Annotated in this window: 17 protein-coding genes; 7 read left to right on the top strand and 10 right to left on the bottom strand. The window is 74.9% G+C overall.

The genetic code is table 11. The features are described 5' to 3' along the window. Positions 1–192: 192 nt before the first annotated feature. Both ACEQ2X_RS17320 and ACEQ2X_RS17315 read right to left on the bottom strand, forming a co-directional pair. Positions 193–936, bottom strand: coding sequence for an MBL fold metallo-hydrolase (locus ACEQ2X_RS17320; RefSeq protein ID WP_370327093.1), 744 nt, complete (start codon positions 934–936; stop codon positions 193–195). Between the two features lie 9 nt (positions 937–945). Further along, a complete protein-coding gene (locus tag ACEQ2X_RS17315) occupies positions 946–1,143 on the bottom strand; it encodes a hypothetical protein (protein ID WP_370327092.1) in 198 nt (65 codons plus the stop codon). 149 nt (positions 1,144–1,292) lie between these two features. Between ACEQ2X_RS17315 and ACEQ2X_RS17310 the strand changes: the two genes are divergently transcribed. Beyond that, on the top strand, positions 1,293–2,693 hold the full coding sequence (locus tag ACEQ2X_RS17310; RefSeq protein WP_370327091.1) for a PAS domain-containing protein: 1,401 nt from the start codon (positions 1,293–1,295) through the stop codon (positions 2,691–2,693). Here the strand turns inward: ACEQ2X_RS17310 and ACEQ2X_RS17305 are convergent. The 4 genes from ACEQ2X_RS17305 to ACEQ2X_RS17290 are packed head-to-tail and all read right to left on the bottom strand — an operon-like array spanning position 2,686 to position 6,269. Further along, on the bottom strand, positions 2,686–3,444 hold the full coding sequence (locus ACEQ2X_RS17305; protein ID WP_370327090.1) for an SH3 domain-containing protein: 759 nt from the start codon (positions 3,442–3,444) through the stop codon (positions 2,686–2,688). The two genes, ACEQ2X_RS17310 and ACEQ2X_RS17305, sit on opposite strands and share 8 nt — an antisense overlap. Next, the gene (locus ACEQ2X_RS17300) at positions 3,441–4,292 is read right to left on the bottom strand and encodes a hypothetical protein (RefSeq protein ID WP_370327089.1); all 852 of its coding nucleotides are present in this window, start codon (positions 4,290–4,292) and stop codon (positions 3,441–3,443) included. The genes ACEQ2X_RS17305 and ACEQ2X_RS17300 overlap by 4 nt, the downstream gene beginning before the upstream one ends. Further along, entirely contained in the window at positions 4,289–5,017 is a 729-nt protein-coding gene (locus tag ACEQ2X_RS17295; protein ID WP_370327088.1) for a response regulator, read from the bottom strand. The genes ACEQ2X_RS17300 and ACEQ2X_RS17295 overlap by 4 nt, the downstream gene beginning before the upstream one ends. Positions 5,018–5,054: 37 nt before the next feature. Beyond that, positions 5,055–6,269 (bottom strand): hypothetical protein, encoded by a 1,215-nt coding sequence (locus tag ACEQ2X_RS17290; RefSeq protein WP_370327087.1) that lies wholly within the window; start codon positions 6,267–6,269, stop codon positions 5,055–5,057. A 288-nt stretch (positions 6,270–6,557) separates the two neighbouring features. Here ACEQ2X_RS17290 and ACEQ2X_RS17285 point away from each other — a divergent pair, with 288 nt between their 5' ends. The 3 genes from ACEQ2X_RS17285 (at position 6,558) to ACEQ2X_RS17275 (ending at position 9,101) form a co-directional block, all read left to right on the top strand. Continuing rightward, positions 6,558–7,262 carry a hypothetical protein gene (locus ACEQ2X_RS17285; RefSeq protein WP_370327086.1) on the top strand — a complete coding sequence of 235 codons (705 nt, stop codon included), beginning with the start codon at positions 6,558–6,560 and terminating at the stop codon, positions 7,260–7,262. An 86-nt stretch (positions 7,263–7,348) separates the two neighbouring features. After that, the gene (locus ACEQ2X_RS17280) at positions 7,349–8,005 is read left to right on the top strand and encodes a hypothetical protein (protein WP_370327085.1); all 657 of its coding nucleotides are present in this window, start codon (positions 7,349–7,351) and stop codon (positions 8,003–8,005) included. Positions 8,006–8,075: 70 nt separating this feature from the next. After that, entirely contained in the window at positions 8,076–9,101 is a 1,026-nt protein-coding gene (locus ACEQ2X_RS17275; protein WP_370327084.1) for an MBL fold metallo-hydrolase, read from the top strand. Between the two features lie 118 nt (positions 9,102–9,219). On the opposite strand, the gene ACEQ2X_RS17270 is transcribed toward ACEQ2X_RS17275, so the two are convergent. Together ACEQ2X_RS17270 and ACEQ2X_RS17265 are read right to left on the bottom strand one after the other, a co-directional pair. Beyond that, positions 9,220–9,987, bottom strand: coding sequence for a sigma-70 family RNA polymerase sigma factor (locus tag ACEQ2X_RS17270; protein WP_370327083.1), 768 nt, complete (start codon positions 9,985–9,987; stop codon positions 9,220–9,222). Positions 9,988–10,089: 102 nt separating this feature from the next. Beyond that, the gene (locus ACEQ2X_RS17265; protein WP_370327082.1) at positions 10,090–10,821 is read right to left on the bottom strand and encodes an ANTAR domain-containing protein; all 732 of its coding nucleotides are present in this window, start codon (positions 10,819–10,821) and stop codon (positions 10,090–10,092) included. A gap of 70 nt (positions 10,822–10,891) precedes the next feature. On the opposite strand from ACEQ2X_RS17265, the gene ACEQ2X_RS17260 reads away from it, so the two are divergent. Continuing rightward, positions 10,892–11,998 (top strand): Vms1/Ankzf1 family peptidyl-tRNA hydrolase, encoded by a 1,107-nt coding sequence (locus ACEQ2X_RS17260; RefSeq protein ID WP_370327081.1) that lies wholly within the window; start codon positions 10,892–10,894, stop codon positions 11,996–11,998. A 187-nt stretch (positions 11,999–12,185) separates the two neighbouring features. Continuing rightward, entirely contained in the window at positions 12,186–13,448 is a 1,263-nt protein-coding gene (locus tag ACEQ2X_RS17255) for a CapA family protein (protein WP_370327080.1), read from the top strand. Between the two features lie 63 nt (positions 13,449–13,511). Here ACEQ2X_RS17255 and ACEQ2X_RS17250 read toward each other — a convergent pair whose 3' ends face one another. Both ACEQ2X_RS17250 and ACEQ2X_RS17245 read right to left on the bottom strand, forming a co-directional pair. Beyond that, positions 13,512–14,195, bottom strand: a complete 684-nt coding sequence (locus tag ACEQ2X_RS17250; RefSeq protein ID WP_370327079.1) for a dihydrofolate reductase family protein — start codon at positions 14,193–14,195, stop codon at positions 13,512–13,514. Positions 14,196–14,416: 221 nt separating this feature from the next. Further along, a complete protein-coding gene (locus tag ACEQ2X_RS17245; RefSeq protein ID WP_370327078.1) occupies positions 14,417–15,925 on the bottom strand; it encodes a hypothetical protein in 1,509 nt (502 codons plus the stop codon). A 181-nt stretch (positions 15,926–16,106) separates the two neighbouring features. On the opposite strand from ACEQ2X_RS17245, the gene ACEQ2X_RS17240 reads away from it, so the two are divergent. Continuing rightward, complete coding sequence (locus ACEQ2X_RS17240) at positions 16,107–16,892, top strand: SDR family oxidoreductase (protein ID WP_370327077.1); 786 nt, start codon at positions 16,107–16,109, stop codon at positions 16,890–16,892. Position 16,893: the final 1 nt, after the last annotated feature.

Raw genomic sequence — 16,893 nt, 5'->3', positions numbered from 1 at the left:
CGGTCCCGAAGGGACCTGAGACGTCCACCACACAGGTCCCAGATCTGGGGTTCACCACCGCCGGCGGAGCTGCGGCTCAGATCTGTGGTAAAGCGTCCGGCGCAGGACCCTCGGATCTGGGGTCCAGGCCCGCCGGCTGAGCTACAGCTCAGATCTGGGAACTGGGTCAGCGGCCAGTGGGAGGGGGCGCCGTCAGCGGGACCGCGCCTCGGCCACCGCCTGCGCCGGCGTCCCCCGGTAGGGGCGGCCGTGACCGGGCAGGACGACGTCGGCGGCGAGCGCCGCGTACCGCTCGAGGGACGCGAGCGCCCGCTCGTGGTCGTGGTTGAACGCCGGCCGGAGGGTCTGCGGCCCCCGGCGCCGGTGGTCCCACACGTCGACGGTCGTCAGCGCGTCGCCGGTGACCAGCACCCCGCGGTCGGGCAGGTGGAACCCGGCGTGGCCGCTGGTGTGACCGGGGGTGTGCACCGCGACGGGACGGCCCGGGACGTCGACGACCTCGCCGTCGGCGAACGTGGTGACCTCCCGCAGGCGGCGTGGGCGCAACCCTCCCCTGGTGACCGCGTTGAGGGTGAAGGCCAGCACCCCCGGCCGCCAGATGTGCGGGAGGATGTCGCGCTCACCGATCACCTGGTCCACCTCGCCGCGGGCGTGCGGGGCCTCGTCGACGTGGCAGTGGACGGGCACGCCCCAGGTCTCGGCGAGCCACGCCGCGCAGCCCAGGTGGTCGGCGTGCGCGTGGGTGAGCAGGACGGCCGACAGGTCCGCCGGCCGCCGCCCGACCTCACGCAGCGCGGACTCGATCAGCTCGCGATCGCGCGGGTACCCCGTGTCGATCAGCGTCGCGTCCGCACCGTCGGTGATCAGCACGGCGTTGGTGTGGGACGCCCGGATCCGGTGGGTGCCGGGGGCGACGTCGATCACGGTGGGCTGCACGGCTGACCCTCAGCGGCGGGCCAGCCGGATCACCGCGGCGATCGCCGTCACGCCGGCCAGGACCACGAGCAGGTCGCCCAGGTGGATCCCGTGCCGCGACGTCACCGAGACGAGGATCGGTCCCGACAGCCGCCCCTGGCCGGCGAGCGCCAGGACGACCAGCACGCCGATGGCGACCGAGGCGGTGAGGGCGGCGCGACGTCGCATGCCGACAGGGTACGGCCCGCACGTCACCACCCGGTGACCACCGGTGAGTCCCGTTCACGGGAGTTCACCCGAACCCCTCAACCGGCGGGCCGATCGTCCGATCTGGCGCCGTCACCCGCATCGTCGCGGGTCCGGACCAGGGACCACGGATGGAACGAACCGCACCGCAGCCGACCGGGAGGGAACGGCCCTTCGGCGTCGAGGAGCTGTTCTTCTCGACGACCGACCTGAAGGGCCGGATCCTCTCGGGCAACGAGGTCTTCACCCGCATCAGCGGCTACGGAGAGGGCCAGCTCGTCGGGAGCCCCCACAACATCATCCGTCACCCCGACATGCCGCGCGCCGTGTTCCGGCTGCTGTGGGACTTCATCCAGTCCGGCCGTCCGATCGCCGCCTACGTGAAGAACATGGCCGCGGACGGGTGCCACTACTGGGTGATGGCCTCCGTGGTGCCGATCGACGGCGGCTACCTGTCGATCCGGCTGAAGCCCACCAGCGACGTGTTCGGCCTGGTCGTCCCGCTGTACGCCGAGCTCCGCGAGATCGAACGGCTCGTCGACCTGGACGGCCGGCCCCGCGCGCACGAGCGGGGCATGGACGCCGCGGCCGAGCGGTTGGCCCAGCGCCTCGCCGAGGCCGGCTTCGACGGCTACGAGGCGTTCATGCGAGCCGGGTTCACCGCCGAGGTGACCGCACGGCAGGCCGCCCTCGGCACGGCGGGCGCCCACGGCCGCCGCCACGGCGGGGGTGCGCACGAGCGCGCCGACCTCCACGGGCTGCTCGACGCGTGCACCACCGTCCACGACTTCCTCGTCCAGCTGCTGCGCGACATCGAGGCCTACGCGACGCTCAACCGCACCCTGGCGGACCGGTCGGAGTACGTGCTGGGCCTGGCCGAGCAGATCCGCCTGTTCAGCCTCAACGCCCAGCTGGCCTCGGACCGGTTGGGGGTGCGAGGCGCCACCCTCAGCGCGGTGGCCGGGATCATGCGGGGCCACTTCACGACCATCCGCCCCCAGATCGAGGCCCTCGGCGGTGACATCGACCGCGCCGTCGACCTCCTCGGTGACCTCGGGTTCCGCATCGCGGTCAGCAACCTGCAGACCGAGATGGCGACGGTGTTCATCGGCGAGCTGCTCGCGACCGGCGACGGCGGCGCGGGCGCCGACCTGCGGGTCCTGACGCGCTGCCTCGTCGACAGCGTCGAGGACCTGCTCGGCCTGCAGGAGCGACTCGGCGGCCTGCTGACCAGCCTGGCCGCCCACGCCGGGCACGTCCGCACCGAGCTCGAGTCCATCCGGGTGCTCGCGGTCGACGGCCGGATCGAGGGGGCGCGCGCCCACATCGGCGGCGCCGTCGTGGAGCTGTTCGGCACGATCAGCGCGCAGGTGGGCACCGCCCGCCAGGAGCTCGGCGCGTTCGGCGACGTCGACACCGTCGCCGCCGGCAGCCGCGACCGGGCCCGGGTCGCCGCGGTCCGACGCGAGCTCGAGCGCATCGGCCACCTCGCCGCCCAGCCGACGACCCAGCCAACGGCTCCCGTCAGCTGAGCTCCGCGCACGGCGGCAGCCCGAGCCCCCCGGCGCCGGTCCGCGCGAAGCGGGTGTCGGGGATCCACGCCCGCTCGTCCGCCCACGTGCGGACGCGGATCCACACGTCGCTCACGTACTCCCCCCGCCGGTTGGCCTCGTGCCCGTCGCCGACCACGTCGCCGCGCGCCCAGCACCGGGCCCGCAGGATCTCGCCGTGGAAGACCTCCTCGACCACCGGCGCCCCGGTCGAGGGGGCCGTGCGGAGGGCCACACCGCGGGGGCGCAGGCCGTAGGTGTCGGTCTCGTCGACGGCGGCGGTGGCGAACCCGGTGGCGGGATCGAGCGGGATCGGCGCGGGCAGTTCGGTCGGCACCCGCACCGGCGTCCACCGGACCCGGGTGTCCGCGGGGCCGGCGTGCGGGCGGACGGTGATCGGCGCTCCCGGCTCCACCTCCACCTGCAGGTCGGCGCCCTCCGCCAGCACCGGGACGGCGACGACGGCGTCGGTGTCGCCGGCCGACAGCCCGAAGGACGTGCGGCGGCTGCCGTAGCGCAGATCGACGACGTGGTTGTCGGCCGGGTCCACGACCGCGATCACGACGTGCCCGCCCGCCCGCACGTCGGCGGTCACGAACGACGAGGCGGCGCGCACGTCCGCCGCCGGGAGGCGGATGCCGGCGACCGCCCCGACGGCCACGGCGACCAGCGCGCCGACCAGCAGGTGGCGGAGGTGGCGCGCGCCCCCGCCTCCCCCGGTGCGGGCGGTCATCCGGTGGGCGTCCCGTCGCACTCCTCGAGGCCGAGGCGGCCGTCGTCGGCGGACCGGCTGAACCACGCATCGGCGATGAACCCCTCCCCCTCCGGCGTGTCGACCAGGAACCACACGCGGGAGGTGTAGGCCGCGGCGTCGTCGGAGGGGTCCTGCAGGTTGGAGTTCGTCATCTGCTGGCCTTCGACCCAGCACCGGGCGTCCAGCCGGTCGCCGTGGCGGACCATCGTGACGGTCTCCGCCTCGAGGTCCGGCGCCGCGCGCACCCCGACCCCCTCCACCAGCAGGCCGTAGGTGATGGTCTCGTCGACCTCGGCGCTCGCGACCGGGTCGTCGGCGGAGGCGGGTCGGTTGGGGCCCACCCGGTCCTCGGTCGGGATGGGCGCGACGTCCCAGGGCTCCCCGCCGACGTCGATGCCGCCGGCGGGGGCTGGCCCGAAGCCGAACTCGACATCCGTGCCGGGCGTGACCTCGACCTGCAGCGGACCCGATCGGCCGTAGATCGCCGTGCCCCGGTCGAAGAAGTACGTCCGCTCCTCCGGGCCGGTGTGGGTGAAGCTGCGGCTGAGCCGCCCCCACTCGACGCGCACCTCGTAGCTGCGGTCGTCTCCCTCGAGGGTCAACCAGACCGGTCCGACGTAGTCAGCCGGGAACCGCTCGGAGAGGCGCACCGGCTGGGCCTCCCGCAGCGCCATCGCGGCCATCGCGGCGACGCCGAGCACGATGACGACGGCGATGCCGGCCCGGACCCACGGGGTGCGCCGCGCGGTGCCCGGCGGGGTGGGAGGGGCGGTCGGGACGTCGTCTGCCGCGTGGCCGTCGTGCGGGGTGGTGTCGGCGGAGGTCATCGCGCACCCCCGGCGACGCGACCGCGGACGTGGGGGGCGGCGGCGCGGAGCAGCAGCGGGCGGCAGGTCCGCGCGAAGCGGTGCAGGTCGACGAGGGACGTGCCGGTGTCCATGCCGAACGCCATCAGGTAGGTGGCCAGGTCGTCCCGGTAGTTCTTGATCGTGTTGTGCTTCTTGCCGAGCTGGGCCGCCAACGTCGCGTAGTCCGGCGGGTCCTCGGCGGTGGCGAGCGCGACCCAGAGCTCGGCGTGGCCGGCGTGGGCCATCAGCCGGCCGTAGGCGTCGAGGGTCCGCTCGGTCCGCCGGCGGGCCGGCAGGTAGAGCTTGATGAGCGGGTCGACGACCACCTCGCCCGCCTCGAGCGCCCGGACCGCCCGCGCGAAGTCCGCCGGCAGCAGGTCCTTCGAGATCGCACCGGCCAGGGGCAGGGCGTCCCAGGCGCAGCGGAGCAGCTCCTGGAACGGGGCGTCGGCCTGGGTCAGGATCACCGCCCTCGCCTGCGGGACCTCGTCGTGGAGCGCGAGCAGGACGTCGAGGCCGTTCAGCTCGTGGTCGGGGAAGGACAGGTCCACGAACGCCATGTCGGGTGGGTCCTCCCGGAGGGACGCCGCGGTCACCGCCGTCGGGTCGGTCTGGACGGTCACGTCGTGGCCGACGTCGACCAGGAGGCTCCGGTAGGCCTCGGCGATGAACCGGCGGTCGTCGACGATCAGGCTGTGGGTCATGGGGCGCACCCCTCGGGGGACGGGTCGTGGGCGGTCGTCACCGGACCGCTCCGGTCAGCGTGGTGGCGACCGTGGTGCCCGACCCGTCGGCGGACACCGCGATCGCCGAGCCGAACTCCTCGCGGAGCCGGTGGAGGCCGTGGCCCGGCGGCAGGGCTGAGGTGTCGAAGCCACCGGCGTCGTCGGTGACCGCGACGTGGAGCCCCCGGTCGTCGCACTCCGCGGTGATCGTGATGCGTGATGCCTTCGCGGCCAGGGCGTTCGGCACGGCGACCCCGAGCAGCCGCGACAGGCGGTGCTGGTCGGCGGCGTCGAGGGTCCGGCTGGTCACCTCCCACGGCGGGGCGACCAGCTCGACGCCGGCACCCTGGATGCGCCGACCCCAGATCTGCACCAGGTCGGCGATGCTCAGGTGGTGGTGGCTGGCGGCCTCGGACAGCTGCAGCTGGCGCAGCTCGAAGTCGATGTCGTCGAGGCGGGCCACGATCTCGCCCGGATCGTCGAGCAGCCCGGACCGGATCGACTGGCGGACGGGGATCAGCATCCCGCAGACCTCGTCGTGGATCCAGTTGGCGCGGCGCAGGGCCTCGTCGGCCCGGTGGCGCGCCAGACCGGCATCGACGGCCACCGCGACGCGCTGCGCGCCGGCGACGGCGGCCATGGCCACCGCGACGTTCACCACGACCGCGACGTACAGCGCCAGGCCCTGGGCAGCGGTGAACCCGGCGAGCCCGGTCACCGACAGGCCGACCAGGCCGAGCACCAGGCCGGCGTGGCCGCCGCTCAGCGCCACCGCGGCGGCGGCCTGCCGCGGGTCGACCGGCACGCCCAGGGAGCGGAGGGTGATGAAGGCGTCCAGGCCGACGGCCGCGCCGAGGGGGAACAGGGCCAGCAGGCGGATGTCCCCGCCGTGCGCGACGCCCCACAGGCCGACCACGGCGGAGAGGGCCGTCAGGCGGGCGGCCACGACCAGACCCAGCCGCGGCAGCCGGTGCCCCGCCCTGAGACCGAGGACCAGCCACAGCCCGAGGGCGACCCACACGCCGGCGACCAGCGACGCGGTGGCGATGCCGGTCGCCGACTGGCCGAGGAGCGCCGCGGTGGCGGTGCTGGCGACCATCGCGGTCAGGAGGACCTCGGCGAGCGCCGCCGCCACCTCCGGTCCGGCGACCGGCTGCCAGCCCCAGTAGGACGGCCCCGCGGTGACCGCCGCCGCCAGATCGAGGTCCTGAACCGCCACGTGGCTGCGCATCGTCCCACCTCCCCAGACGCGACCGTACGGCGCCGTCGACATGTCCCCGCGGACACGTCGTCACCGACACGTTGTAGCAGACATGGTCCGGCCCCCGTTGTGCGCCTCGCCGGTCCGGGCGATCCTCCTGGGACCTGGTCCAACGCTCCTGGGGGGGCTGGGGGGAGCGGGCACGTCCCGTTCCCCCCGAACCACCCCTCCGGCGCTGCGGGTCGAGGTGGGGTGGGCGAGGGGTGGGGCGCGGTCGGTGAGGGGTGGGGCGTGTCGGGACGATCCGGAGGTCGAGGGGTGGGCGGCGCCGTCGACGTGGCCGTGCTCTCCCCCGTGGCCGGTCTGATCGTGCGGGCGCTGCGCTCCTCGGCCTCGGGCGCGGCGGTCGATCCCGTGGCGGTGCACGCCGACGAGCCGGTCCCGTCACCGGTCGCGGACGTGGCGCTCGTGTCGACGTACTGGCCGGTGCACGTCGGCCGTGACTTCGACCTGCTGGACGCGGTGGCCTGGCTGGCGGATCGCAGCGACGCGCCGGTCCTGGTCCTCGGACGCGGGTCGGTCGACGCCGCGTTCATCGACGAGGCCCTCGGCCACCCGCAGGTCGTCGGGGTCGTCCGCGCCGACATCGAGCCGGAGGAGCTCACCGCAGCCCTCGTCGCGGTGGCGGACCGCCGCCCGCACCCCGCGGTGGTGGACGTCGCGCCCGCCGGGCCGACGCTGGCCGAGGCGCTGGCGGACAACCGCTTGATGGCCACGGTCGCCTGCGCGATCGCGGTCGGCGGCGCCACGACGTGGTCGGACATCGCCCGCGCCAGCGGGTTCAGCATCCGGACCGTGCAGACCGCCCCGCGGCGCTTCGCCCCCCTCGTCCGCGCCGACCTGGACCTGCCGGCGGGGCACGACGTGACCCAGCCCCTGCTCTACCACTGGCTCGGCACCAAGTCGGCGTACCTGCGCTCGTGGTGCCGGCGGCACCCGGCCTGCGCGGGGGGTCGGGCGTAGGCGTGGGTGGGAGGCGTCGCGGTGGTGAGGATCGTTCGCGCGGCGGTCCGGTGCTGGCCTCGCGGGTCCGACCGTCGGATCGGGGCGTGGGCGTGGTCGACGTCGGCGTCGTGGCGCCGTCGGCGGCGCTGATCGCGAGTGGGTTGACGAGCGAGCCGGACGGTCCCGACGTCGTGGCACGGCCGGTGGAGGTCGGCGGTGCGCCCGGGTCGGTCGACGTCCTGCTCGTGGCGGCGTGGGCGGGACCCGACCTCCCCGATGCGGTCGCGAGGCTCGCGTCGGTGATCGCCGCGCCGGTCGTGCTGCTCGGCCGGGCCTGCGACCCGGACGTCGCGATCGAGGCGATGGACCACCCGGCCGTCGCGGGTCGCGTCCCTGCCGACATGGCGCCGGGGACCCTCGCCGCCGTGCTCGCCGCCGTCGCCCGCGGCGGCGCGCACCCCGACCTCGTCGTCGACGACCAGCGGACCGGCCTGCACGCCGTGCTGTCGCAGAGCGCGCTGCTGCGCGGCCTGGCCCGCGCCGTCGTGGTGGACCGCGCCAGCACGTGGGCTGACATCGCCCGCGCCACCGGCTTCAGCACCCGGACCGTGCAGAGCAGCCCGTCCCGCTTCGCCCCCCTCGTGCGGGCCGACCTCGGTCTCGCGGAGGACCACGACGTGACCCAGTCCCTCCTCCACCACTGGCTCGGCGCCAAGGCCGGCTACCTGCGCGCGTGGTGCCGACGGCACGGGGTGTCGTGAGCGACCCGGGAGGTCGACGACACACCACCTGAACTGACTCCAGTCAGCAGATCGGGCAGACTGCGGAGCCATGACCTGGAGCGACCCCGTCGTCGAGACCGTCCTGCCCGGCGTGCACCGCGCCCCCGTGCCGCTGCCGCACGACGGGCTCCGCGCGATAAACACCTACCTGATCGAGGACGGGGACGGGGTGACGATGATCGACGCCGGGTGGGACTCCCCGCTCGCGCGGGAAGCCGTCGACGCCGGCCTGGCCGCGGCCGGCGCGGAGATCGGCGACGTCCGCCGGATCCTGGTCACCCACATCCACTACGACCACGTCGGGCAGGCCACGGAGCTGGTCCGGGCGGGGGCCGGTGGCTACTGGCTGGGGACACACGAGACCGACTCGTTCAAGAGCGTCGTCGATGACCCGTACGCGGCGTGGCGCGAGCGGTTGGCGCAGCTGCGCCGCCACGGCGGCGCGGAGCTGGCGGACAACCGGGAGGTGGAACCGCCCTCCCTCGAGCCCGTCGACTGGGACGAGCCCATCCACTGGGCAGAGGACGGGGACCGCTACGACGGAGGATCCGAGCCGATCCACGCGATCCACACACCCGGGCACACGAACGGCCACCTGTGCTTCGAGCACGAGGGCAGGCGGGTGCTCTTCTCCGGCGACCACGTCCTGCCGCACATCACCCCCTCCATCGGCTTCGAGAGCATCACCAACCGGATGGCGCTGGCGGACTTCCTGTCCTCCCTCGCCCGGGTCCGGACGATGGACGTGGATCTGGTCCTGCCCGCCCACGGCGAGCCGTTCACCGACCTGGCCGGCCGGGTCGACGAGCTGACCGCGCACCACGACACGCGGCTGGCGCACTGCGTCGCGGCGATCGGACCCGGCGGGACCGCCGACGCCTACCAGGTCGCCGGCCGGCTCGGCTGGACGCGGCGGGAGACGCCGTTCGAGCAGCTCGACCTGTTCAACAAGGTGTTGGCGACGTGGGAGACCGCCGCCCACCTCGAGCTGCTCGCCGCCCGCGGTGAGCTGACCCGCGACGACGACGGTCCGACGATCACGTTCACCGCCCCCTCCCCCGACGCGACCGGCTGACCGCAGACGCACCCACGTGCCCGCAGACGCACCACGGCCCCCACCGCGGTCTGCTCGGTGGGGGCCGTGGGCCCGGCCCTGGGGGACCGGTCATCCAGCAGGTGGGCTGGGCGTCGGCCTACTCGTCGACGACCAGGTCCTCGCGGACCGCCTTCAGGCTGCGGCGCAGCAGACGGGAGACGTGCATCTGGCTGCAGCCGACCCGCTTGGCGATCTCCCGCTGGGTCAGGCCGCGGAAGTAGGAGAGGTAGACGATGCGGCGCTGCCGGTCGGGCAGGTCGCGGATCGCCTCGTAGACGTCCATCAGCAGCTCGCGGTCGGTCGTGGGCTGCTCGTCGGGGATCAGGTCGCCGAGCTCGGCGCCGTCCTCGCCGACGGGGACGTCGAGGGAGTCCGAGGTGTAGGCGCCGGCGGCCTCGAGGCCCTCGTGGACCTCCTCGATGGTCATGCCGCTGAAGTCGGCGAGCTCGGGGAGGGTCGGGGACCGGCCGTGGTCGGACTCGAAGTGGCGCTTGAAGGTGGTGACCCGCAGCGAGCGGTTCTTCGCCGCGCGGGTGACGTGGACGTCCCACATGCGGTCGCGGAAGTACCGCTTGAGCGAGCCGTCCATCGTGCGGGTGGCGTAGGTGGTGAACGAGGCACCGCCGTCGGGGCGCCAGCGCTCCATCGCGCGGAACGCCGCCATGCGGGCGGTCTGGTAGAGGTCGTCGAACTCGGTCGTGCGGCGCAGCACGCGGCGGACCCGCGAGAGGATGAGCGGCTCGATCTGGACGAGGACCGCCTCGGCGTCGCGGTCGTCGCCCTCGTCCTGGTAGCGGAGCACCAACTCGTGGAGCTCGTCCTTCGTGAGGCGTTGCTGGGCTGCGTCGTGCAGAAGTGCTGACACAAGGACCTCCCTGTGCGATCAGACGTATGTGGTCTCTTCGCGCGGGGGTCGGGCGCGTGTGGTCAGGATTGACCAGACGCCGCTACGTCAAACGTGCCCTGCTCAGCCGGGGATGATGTCCGACGGGACGAGGGTCCCCGACATGACGTCCTGGGCGACGTCCAGCACGCGCCGCCGGTTGGCCCTCGCGAAGCGGCGGAGCGCGCCGAAGGCCTCCCGGTCGTCGAGGTCGAAGGTGTGCATCAGCACGCCCTTCGCCTGGTCGACGGCGCCGTTCTCTGCGATCGCCTGCCGCAGCCCCTCGATCTGGCTGGTCAGCCTCCCCTGCGCGCGCGCGCTGAACAGGTAGGCGGTCGCGACGTCGGCGAACAGCTGGCCCAGCTCGATCCCGTCCTCGGGGAGGGGACCGGGCTTCTCGCGGTAGAGGTTCAGCGCCCCGACCCGTCGGCCCCCGAGCAGCATCGGGAAGCTGTGGACGGCCCGCAGGCCGCCGTTGATGGCCACGTCGGCGAAGTCGGGGAACGGGGTCTCGTCGGCGAGGTCGTCGATCGCGACGTGCTCGCCGGCGACGTAGGCGCTGACGCAGGGGCCCTGGCCGGTCTGGATCTGGTACTCCTCGATCAGGCGCACCATGTCGTCCGACGCCGAGACGAACCGCAGCTCGCCGGCGTCGTCCTCGAGCATGATGCCGGCCCCGTCGACCTCGAGGAGCTCGGGGACCTGCGCAACGAGGCGGTCGAGCGCGGCTTCGGCGGTGTAGTCGGTCACGACCGTCGTGGCGAAGCGGACCAGCAGCTGCAGCAGCTCGCGGTCGCGGTTCTCCCGGGGATCCATGACCCCGGGAATCTATCTCGCCGCCCGTCCACCCGCGTCAGACCCCGCGGACGGTGGGTAGGGGGGTCCCATGACCGACGCGACCACCCTGACGACCGACCCGATCCTCCAGCGCTACCTGGCCACCGCCGACGCGACCGCCTACGTGCCCACCACCAGCGCCGTGCAGGACGCGGCCCAGCGGTTCGAGACCGCGCTCTCCAACGTGCGGCGCGCCGTGGCGGAGGTCGCGGGCGACGACGCCGCCGACCGCATGGTCGCCGCGCTCGAAGCCCACGGCCACGCGGAGGGCCGCACCCTCGTCGGCGTGGTCGGCGGGGATGCCGAGGACGGCGACCGCGTCTGGCACCTGGCCGACGAGATCGGTGAGGACGTGGTCGGCGGGCCCCTCCCCTCCCTCGGTCGGCTGCTCGCCGCCCAGCAGGCATGGGTGCCCCACGTCCTGGTCGTGCTCGACCGGATCGGCGCCGACATCGACGTCGTGCAGGCCCAGGGCGTCACCCAGCACGGCACGATCCAGGGCACCAAGAGCCATGTGACCAAGTCGAACCCCGGCGGGTGGTCGCAGCGCCGCTTCCAGCAGCGCGCCGACGAGCACCGGGACGACAACATCGAGTCGGTCACCGAGGCGCTGACCGATATCGTGCGGGCGACCGGGATCGAGCTCGTGATGGTCACCGGCGGGCCGCCCGACGCCCTGTCGCGGCTGGTGGACCAGCTGCCGCAGGAGATCGCCGACCACATCGTCGACCTCGAGGCCGGCGGCCGCGCCGAGGACGGGTCCGAGGACGCGGTGCACACCGCCGTCGACGCCGCGGTGCGCCGCGAGGCCGCCCGCCGGCGCGCCGACGCCCAGCGGGACGTGCTGGCCGCCGTCGAGCGGGGGAACGGCGTGACCGGCCGCGAGCAGGTCCTCGAGATGCTGTTCGAGGGACGCGTCGACACCCTCCTGGTCCACCACGACAGCGCTGACGGCATCACCGCCCACTTCGGGGACCGCCCCGAGCAGGTGGCGGCGGACTCCGGCACCCTCCACGCCCTCGACCTGCCCGCGACGCGCGCGCCGCTGGTCGACGTGGCGCTCCGCGGCGCGGCGGCGACCGGCGCGACGGTCGTCGCGCTGGTCGACGCGGTGGCTGAGGTGACCGACGGGTTGGCGGCCAGCCTCCGCGGCTAGCTGCCACGCCCTCGTCGCCCGAACCCCGCGGCGAGGTGAGGTCCCGCCCGGCACCGGTCCTCCGGCGCCGGGCGGGGCTCTCGTCGGGGGGACCTCGCCGCGGGTCGGGACCCCTCGGGTCGATCGCCCTGCGCGGGGCAGGCCGATGGGCCCCGGGATGACGACGGACACCTCGTACGCTCGAGAGGTGGACCGCCAGCGGGACGTCGTCGCGACGACCGCCCTCGGCACGGCAGTGGCCGTGCTGGTGGCCGCGCTCGCCGTGGGCGCGTCCGCGGCGCCGCACGCCGTCGCCGTGGAGACCGCCCGTCCCGCGCTGGGGATCGCCGGCCACGTCACCGAGATGGCCGCGCCGGCGCCCACGCCGTGGACGGGTCCGTCGGTCGTCCGGCAGCGGACCACGCCCGACCGCTACACCCGCCCGCCCACGCAGCCGTACCGCACGTTCACCGTGGCGGCCACCGGTGACCTGCTGATCCACACTCCCGTGCGCACGCGGGCGGCGCTGCCGGGCGGCGGGTTCGACTTCGCGCCCCAGCTCGCCGCGGCGGCGGCTGACATCGCCGCCGCCGACCTGGCCGTCTGCCACCTCGAGGTGCCCCTCGACCCGGATGGCCCCTACAGCTCGTACCCGCGCTTCAACGCCCCCGCGGAGCTGGCCGCCGGGATCGCCACGACCGGGTGGGACGCCTGCTCGACGGCGTCGAACCACTCCGCCGACCAGGGGTTCGACGGGGTCGTCCAGACCCTCGCGGCCCTCGACGCGGCGGCGGTCGCCCACGAGGGCATGTACCGCAGCGAGGATGAGTGGCGCGGCCTCCGGCTCCTCGACGTCGACGGCATCGCGGTCGGGCTGATCTCGGCGACCTACGGCCTGAACGGGCTGCCCGCGCCGGGAGGCCACGAGTGGTCGGTCCTCCGCATCGACCCGACGGTGATCCTCGATCGGGCCCGGTCCCTGCGAGCCGCCGGCGCGGAGGTCGTGATCGCGAGCCTCCACTGGGGTGCGGAGTACGTCCACACCCCGACGACGTCCCAGCGCGAGGTGGCCGCCGCAGTCCTCGGCGACGGCGCGGTGGACGCGATCATCGGCCACCACGCCCACGTCGTCCAGCCGGTCGAGTGGATCGCCGGCCGCCCGGTGGTCTACGGCCTGGGCAACTTCCTGTCCGGGCAGCGCCCGACCGAGCGGCGCGACGGCGCGGTCGTGACCCTCGAGTTCAGCGACTCCCGGACCGGCTGGCGCGTGGTCGCCGTGCACGCGCAGCCGACGTGGGTCGACGACCGCTACCACGTGGTGCTGGCCGACCCCGACGCCGCCGGCGTGCTGGCCGCGTCGGCCCAGCGGACGCTCGGGTACCTCGGCGTGCCGCTGTCGCCGCCGCCCGGACCGCCGGACGTCCACGAGCCCCCTCCCCCGCCGCCGCGGCCCCACTACGAGCGGGGATGAGGCGACCCCACCCCTCCACCGGGGTAGGGGGTGGCGGGGGGGGGTGTCCGCTGGGTGCGCCGCCTACCGGTTGCCGCGACGGCTCGCGCGCGCGGCCTGGATGGCCCGCGGCGGGGTGCGCCGGGGCGGACCGCCGGCGCGCTCGCGTGGGGTCGGGGGGCGCCCGTGCCGTCCGCGGCCGGCGCCGCGGCGGTCGCGGCGTGGCGGTCGGACGGCTGTCGGTGACCGGTGGTAGGTCAGCACCTGGATGCCCAGGTCGCCGGCCGTCTCGGTCGACGCGTGGTGCCACCGCGTGGCCGCGGTGTGCGGTGCGAACAGCGGGATGCCGTCGCCCATCACGAACGGGTTGAGCTTGACCACGAGCTCGTCGACCAGGTCGGCGGCGAGCAGCTGGGCGGCCAGGTCACCTCCGCCGCACAGCCAGATGTCCCCGCCGTCCTGGGCCTTCATGGCCCGCACGGCCGCGACGGGGTCGTCGCTGGTGACGGTGACGGCGGGATCGGGCGACCGGGTCAGCGTCCGGGAGAACACGACCTGCTCGGCCATCTGGGGGTACGGGCTGGTGACGCCGAGCGCCAGCCCGATGTCGTAGGTCCGGCGGCCCATGACGACCGCGTCGAAGCGGTCCAGGTAGCCGGTGTGGAAGGCCAGGAGGTCGTCATCGACGACGAACGCGTCGTAGCGGTCCTGGGGGTCGGCGATGAAGCCGTCGAGGCTCGTGGCCACGTAGTAGACGAGTGCACGCATGGGGGTCCTCCGTTCTCGAGCGCGCAACCGCACGAGGGGGCCGGGAGCCTGCGACGCCGCGCGCACGACCGGGCGGCCGTGGAGCCTGACGACGACCGCACCCGATCCTCGCGCACGCCGACCACAGGGAGGGTCGGCGGGGGGATGTGCGGGTGCGTCCTACAGCATTGCGTCGCGGAGGCTACTCCTGCGCGGGGGCCACGTCCAGCCCTCCCGCGGGATCAGGCGACGATCGGGAGCGGCCACCAGACGACGGTCGCGTCGAACGCGAGCGCGCCCGCCGCCACGGCGAGGGCCACGGCGGGCAGGGCGATCGCGCGACGCCGCCCGGTCTCGCGCACCCGGTCGTACACCGGTCCGCCGACGGCCGTGCCGCCGAGGGCCGCCACCGCGAAGGCGAACGCCCGGACCAGGCCGGGGACCTCCGGGAGCTGCTGGATCCATGTGAGGGTGAAGCCCGGCCCGTAGTCGAACAGCAGCTCGGCGAGGGCCATGCACAGCCCGAGGACGAGCAGCAGGTCGAGGAGGATGAACGCCCCGAAGGCGATCCCGCCGGTCGCGAACGGCACCAGGCGGCTGAGGGCGATGGCGACGGTCTGGTGCGGCCCGTGGCTCGAGCGGCGCAGGGCGACCTGGACCGCGCGAGCCAGCACCATCGACGCGAGGACGGCGAGGAACACGAGGAACGGCGCCACGCTGGCGACCACCCCGGTGAACAGCCCGACCGCCAGCGCGAACGTCGGCCGGCCGGCACCGAGGTCGGTGTGCCGGAGGGCGGGACGCGGGGGTGGACCCTCAGGAGGGCGGGGCGGCGTCTCCGGGTCGTCCCCCTCCTCGGCGGCAGCGGGTGGGGAGGGGACGGTCGGCGCAGGGCCGACCTCCGGCGCCGCGGACCCGGTGTCACGGGGTCCCGGGTGGGCGGGCTCGGTGCGCGGGGTCCGGGCCTCGCGGAGGGCGCTCGCGAGGTCCCGGCTGGCGACCGCGGTGGTCTCCGGGGCCTGCGGCGAGGGGCGGGCGACCTGCGGGGCGGGCGGCAGCTCCCGCTCGGCCTGCCGGAGGGCGTGGAACCACGCCGTCGCAGGCGGCGCGGGCGCGCCGGGCGAGGACGCGGTGGCCAGCAGCGCGGTCACCTCGCCGGTCGGCCACGGCTGGCCGTCGAGGAGTCGGACCATCAGGTTGGCGAGGCGGCGCTCGTCGTCCGTCCGCTGCCCGGCGGCGGCGTCGGGGACCAGCTCGTCGACGCGGACCACCACCACCCGGCCGCGGTCGTCGACGCGGAACTGCGAGCGGTCGATCCGGGCGTGTCCGGCGTGGTGGAGGGCGGCCACCGCCGTCGCCACGTTCCGGGCGACCCGGAGGAGGTGGCGGCGGGTCGCGAGGGGCGCGATCTCCGCGCGGCGGGCGGGGTCGACGAACTCCGCGAGCGGGAACGTCCGGCCCGACGTGTGACGGCGGGACGTGTAGCCGACCACCCGCCCGTCGAGGTCGTGGAGGAGGTCGACCGGCCAGCTGATGTGGACCCCGCGGCCGGCGTCGGGCGGGGGGCTCGCGAGGAGGGCGCGGAGCCGCAGGTCGTGGGCCTCGCCGCCGTCGAGGCGGATGGCGGCCGCCATCCCGGGGCTCTCGGGGATCCGCGCGACGGTCCGGTCGTCCTCGCGCACGACGACGTCCAGCGTCACCCACCGCTCGTCGGAGGTGCGCTGCAGGGCCGTGGGGAAGACGTCGCCCATAGGCCACCACGGTGCCCCACATCAGCCACATCGTCAACATGAGCCACATCAGCCCCACGTGCACCGGCCCGGTCCACGCGCTGTGTCGGCACGCACGCCACCACGACCGGCGTACCGACACAGTGGAGGGGGTGACCAGCGCGACACCGGGTCTCACCCCGACCGCCGGTACGCTGCCGCGATGGAGCTGCAGGGCAGGACGTCGTTGGTGACCGGTGGCGGTCGAGGGATCGGGGCGGCCCTGTGCCGCCGGTTCGCGGCGGAGGGTGCGAGGGTGGTCGTCGCCGACCTCGACGCGGGGACCGCCGGCGCGGTGGCCGACGAGATCGGCGGGACCGCCGTGGCCTGCGACGTCGGCGCGGGGGCGGAGGCGAACGCGGCGATGCTGGCCGAGGCCGAGGCCGCCGTCGGGCCGATCGACCTGCTGGTGCTGAACGCCGGGGTCGGCACCGACGGCGGGGTGGAGGCGCCGGACGCCGACTGGGACGTCGCCTGGCGCGTCAACGTGATGGCCCACGTGTGGGCGGTGCGGGCCTGGCTGCCGGGCGCCCTCGAGCGCGGCGGCGGCTACCTGCTGCAGACGGCCAGCGCCGCGGGGCTGCTGACCAACATCGGGGCGGCGCCCTACTCGGTCTCGAAGCACGCCGTCGTGGCGCTGGCGGAGTGGCTCGCGATCACCCACGGCGACGACGGGCTGGGGGTCTCGTGCCTGTGCCCGATGTTCGTCGAGACCCCGATGGTGGCCGAGCTCCGGACCCGGCCGGGCGGGAAGGGTCTGACCGCCCTCGGCGTCATCCAGCCCGAGGACGTCGCCGAGGCCGTGGTGCGCGGGCTGGCCGAGGAGCGGTTCCTGATCCTCCCCCACCCCGACGTCGCCCGGATGGAGCAGAACCGGACCGGCGACCGGGACCGCTGGCTCGAGGGGATGCGCGGGCTGCAACGCCACGTCCTCGGCGCGGAGGGCTGAC

This window comes from Euzebya sp., from assembly GCF_964222135.1.
GTDB lineage: Bacteria > Actinomycetota > Nitriliruptoria > Euzebyales > Euzebyaceae > Euzebya.
This window is presented reverse-complemented; position numbering and strand designations above follow the sequence as displayed.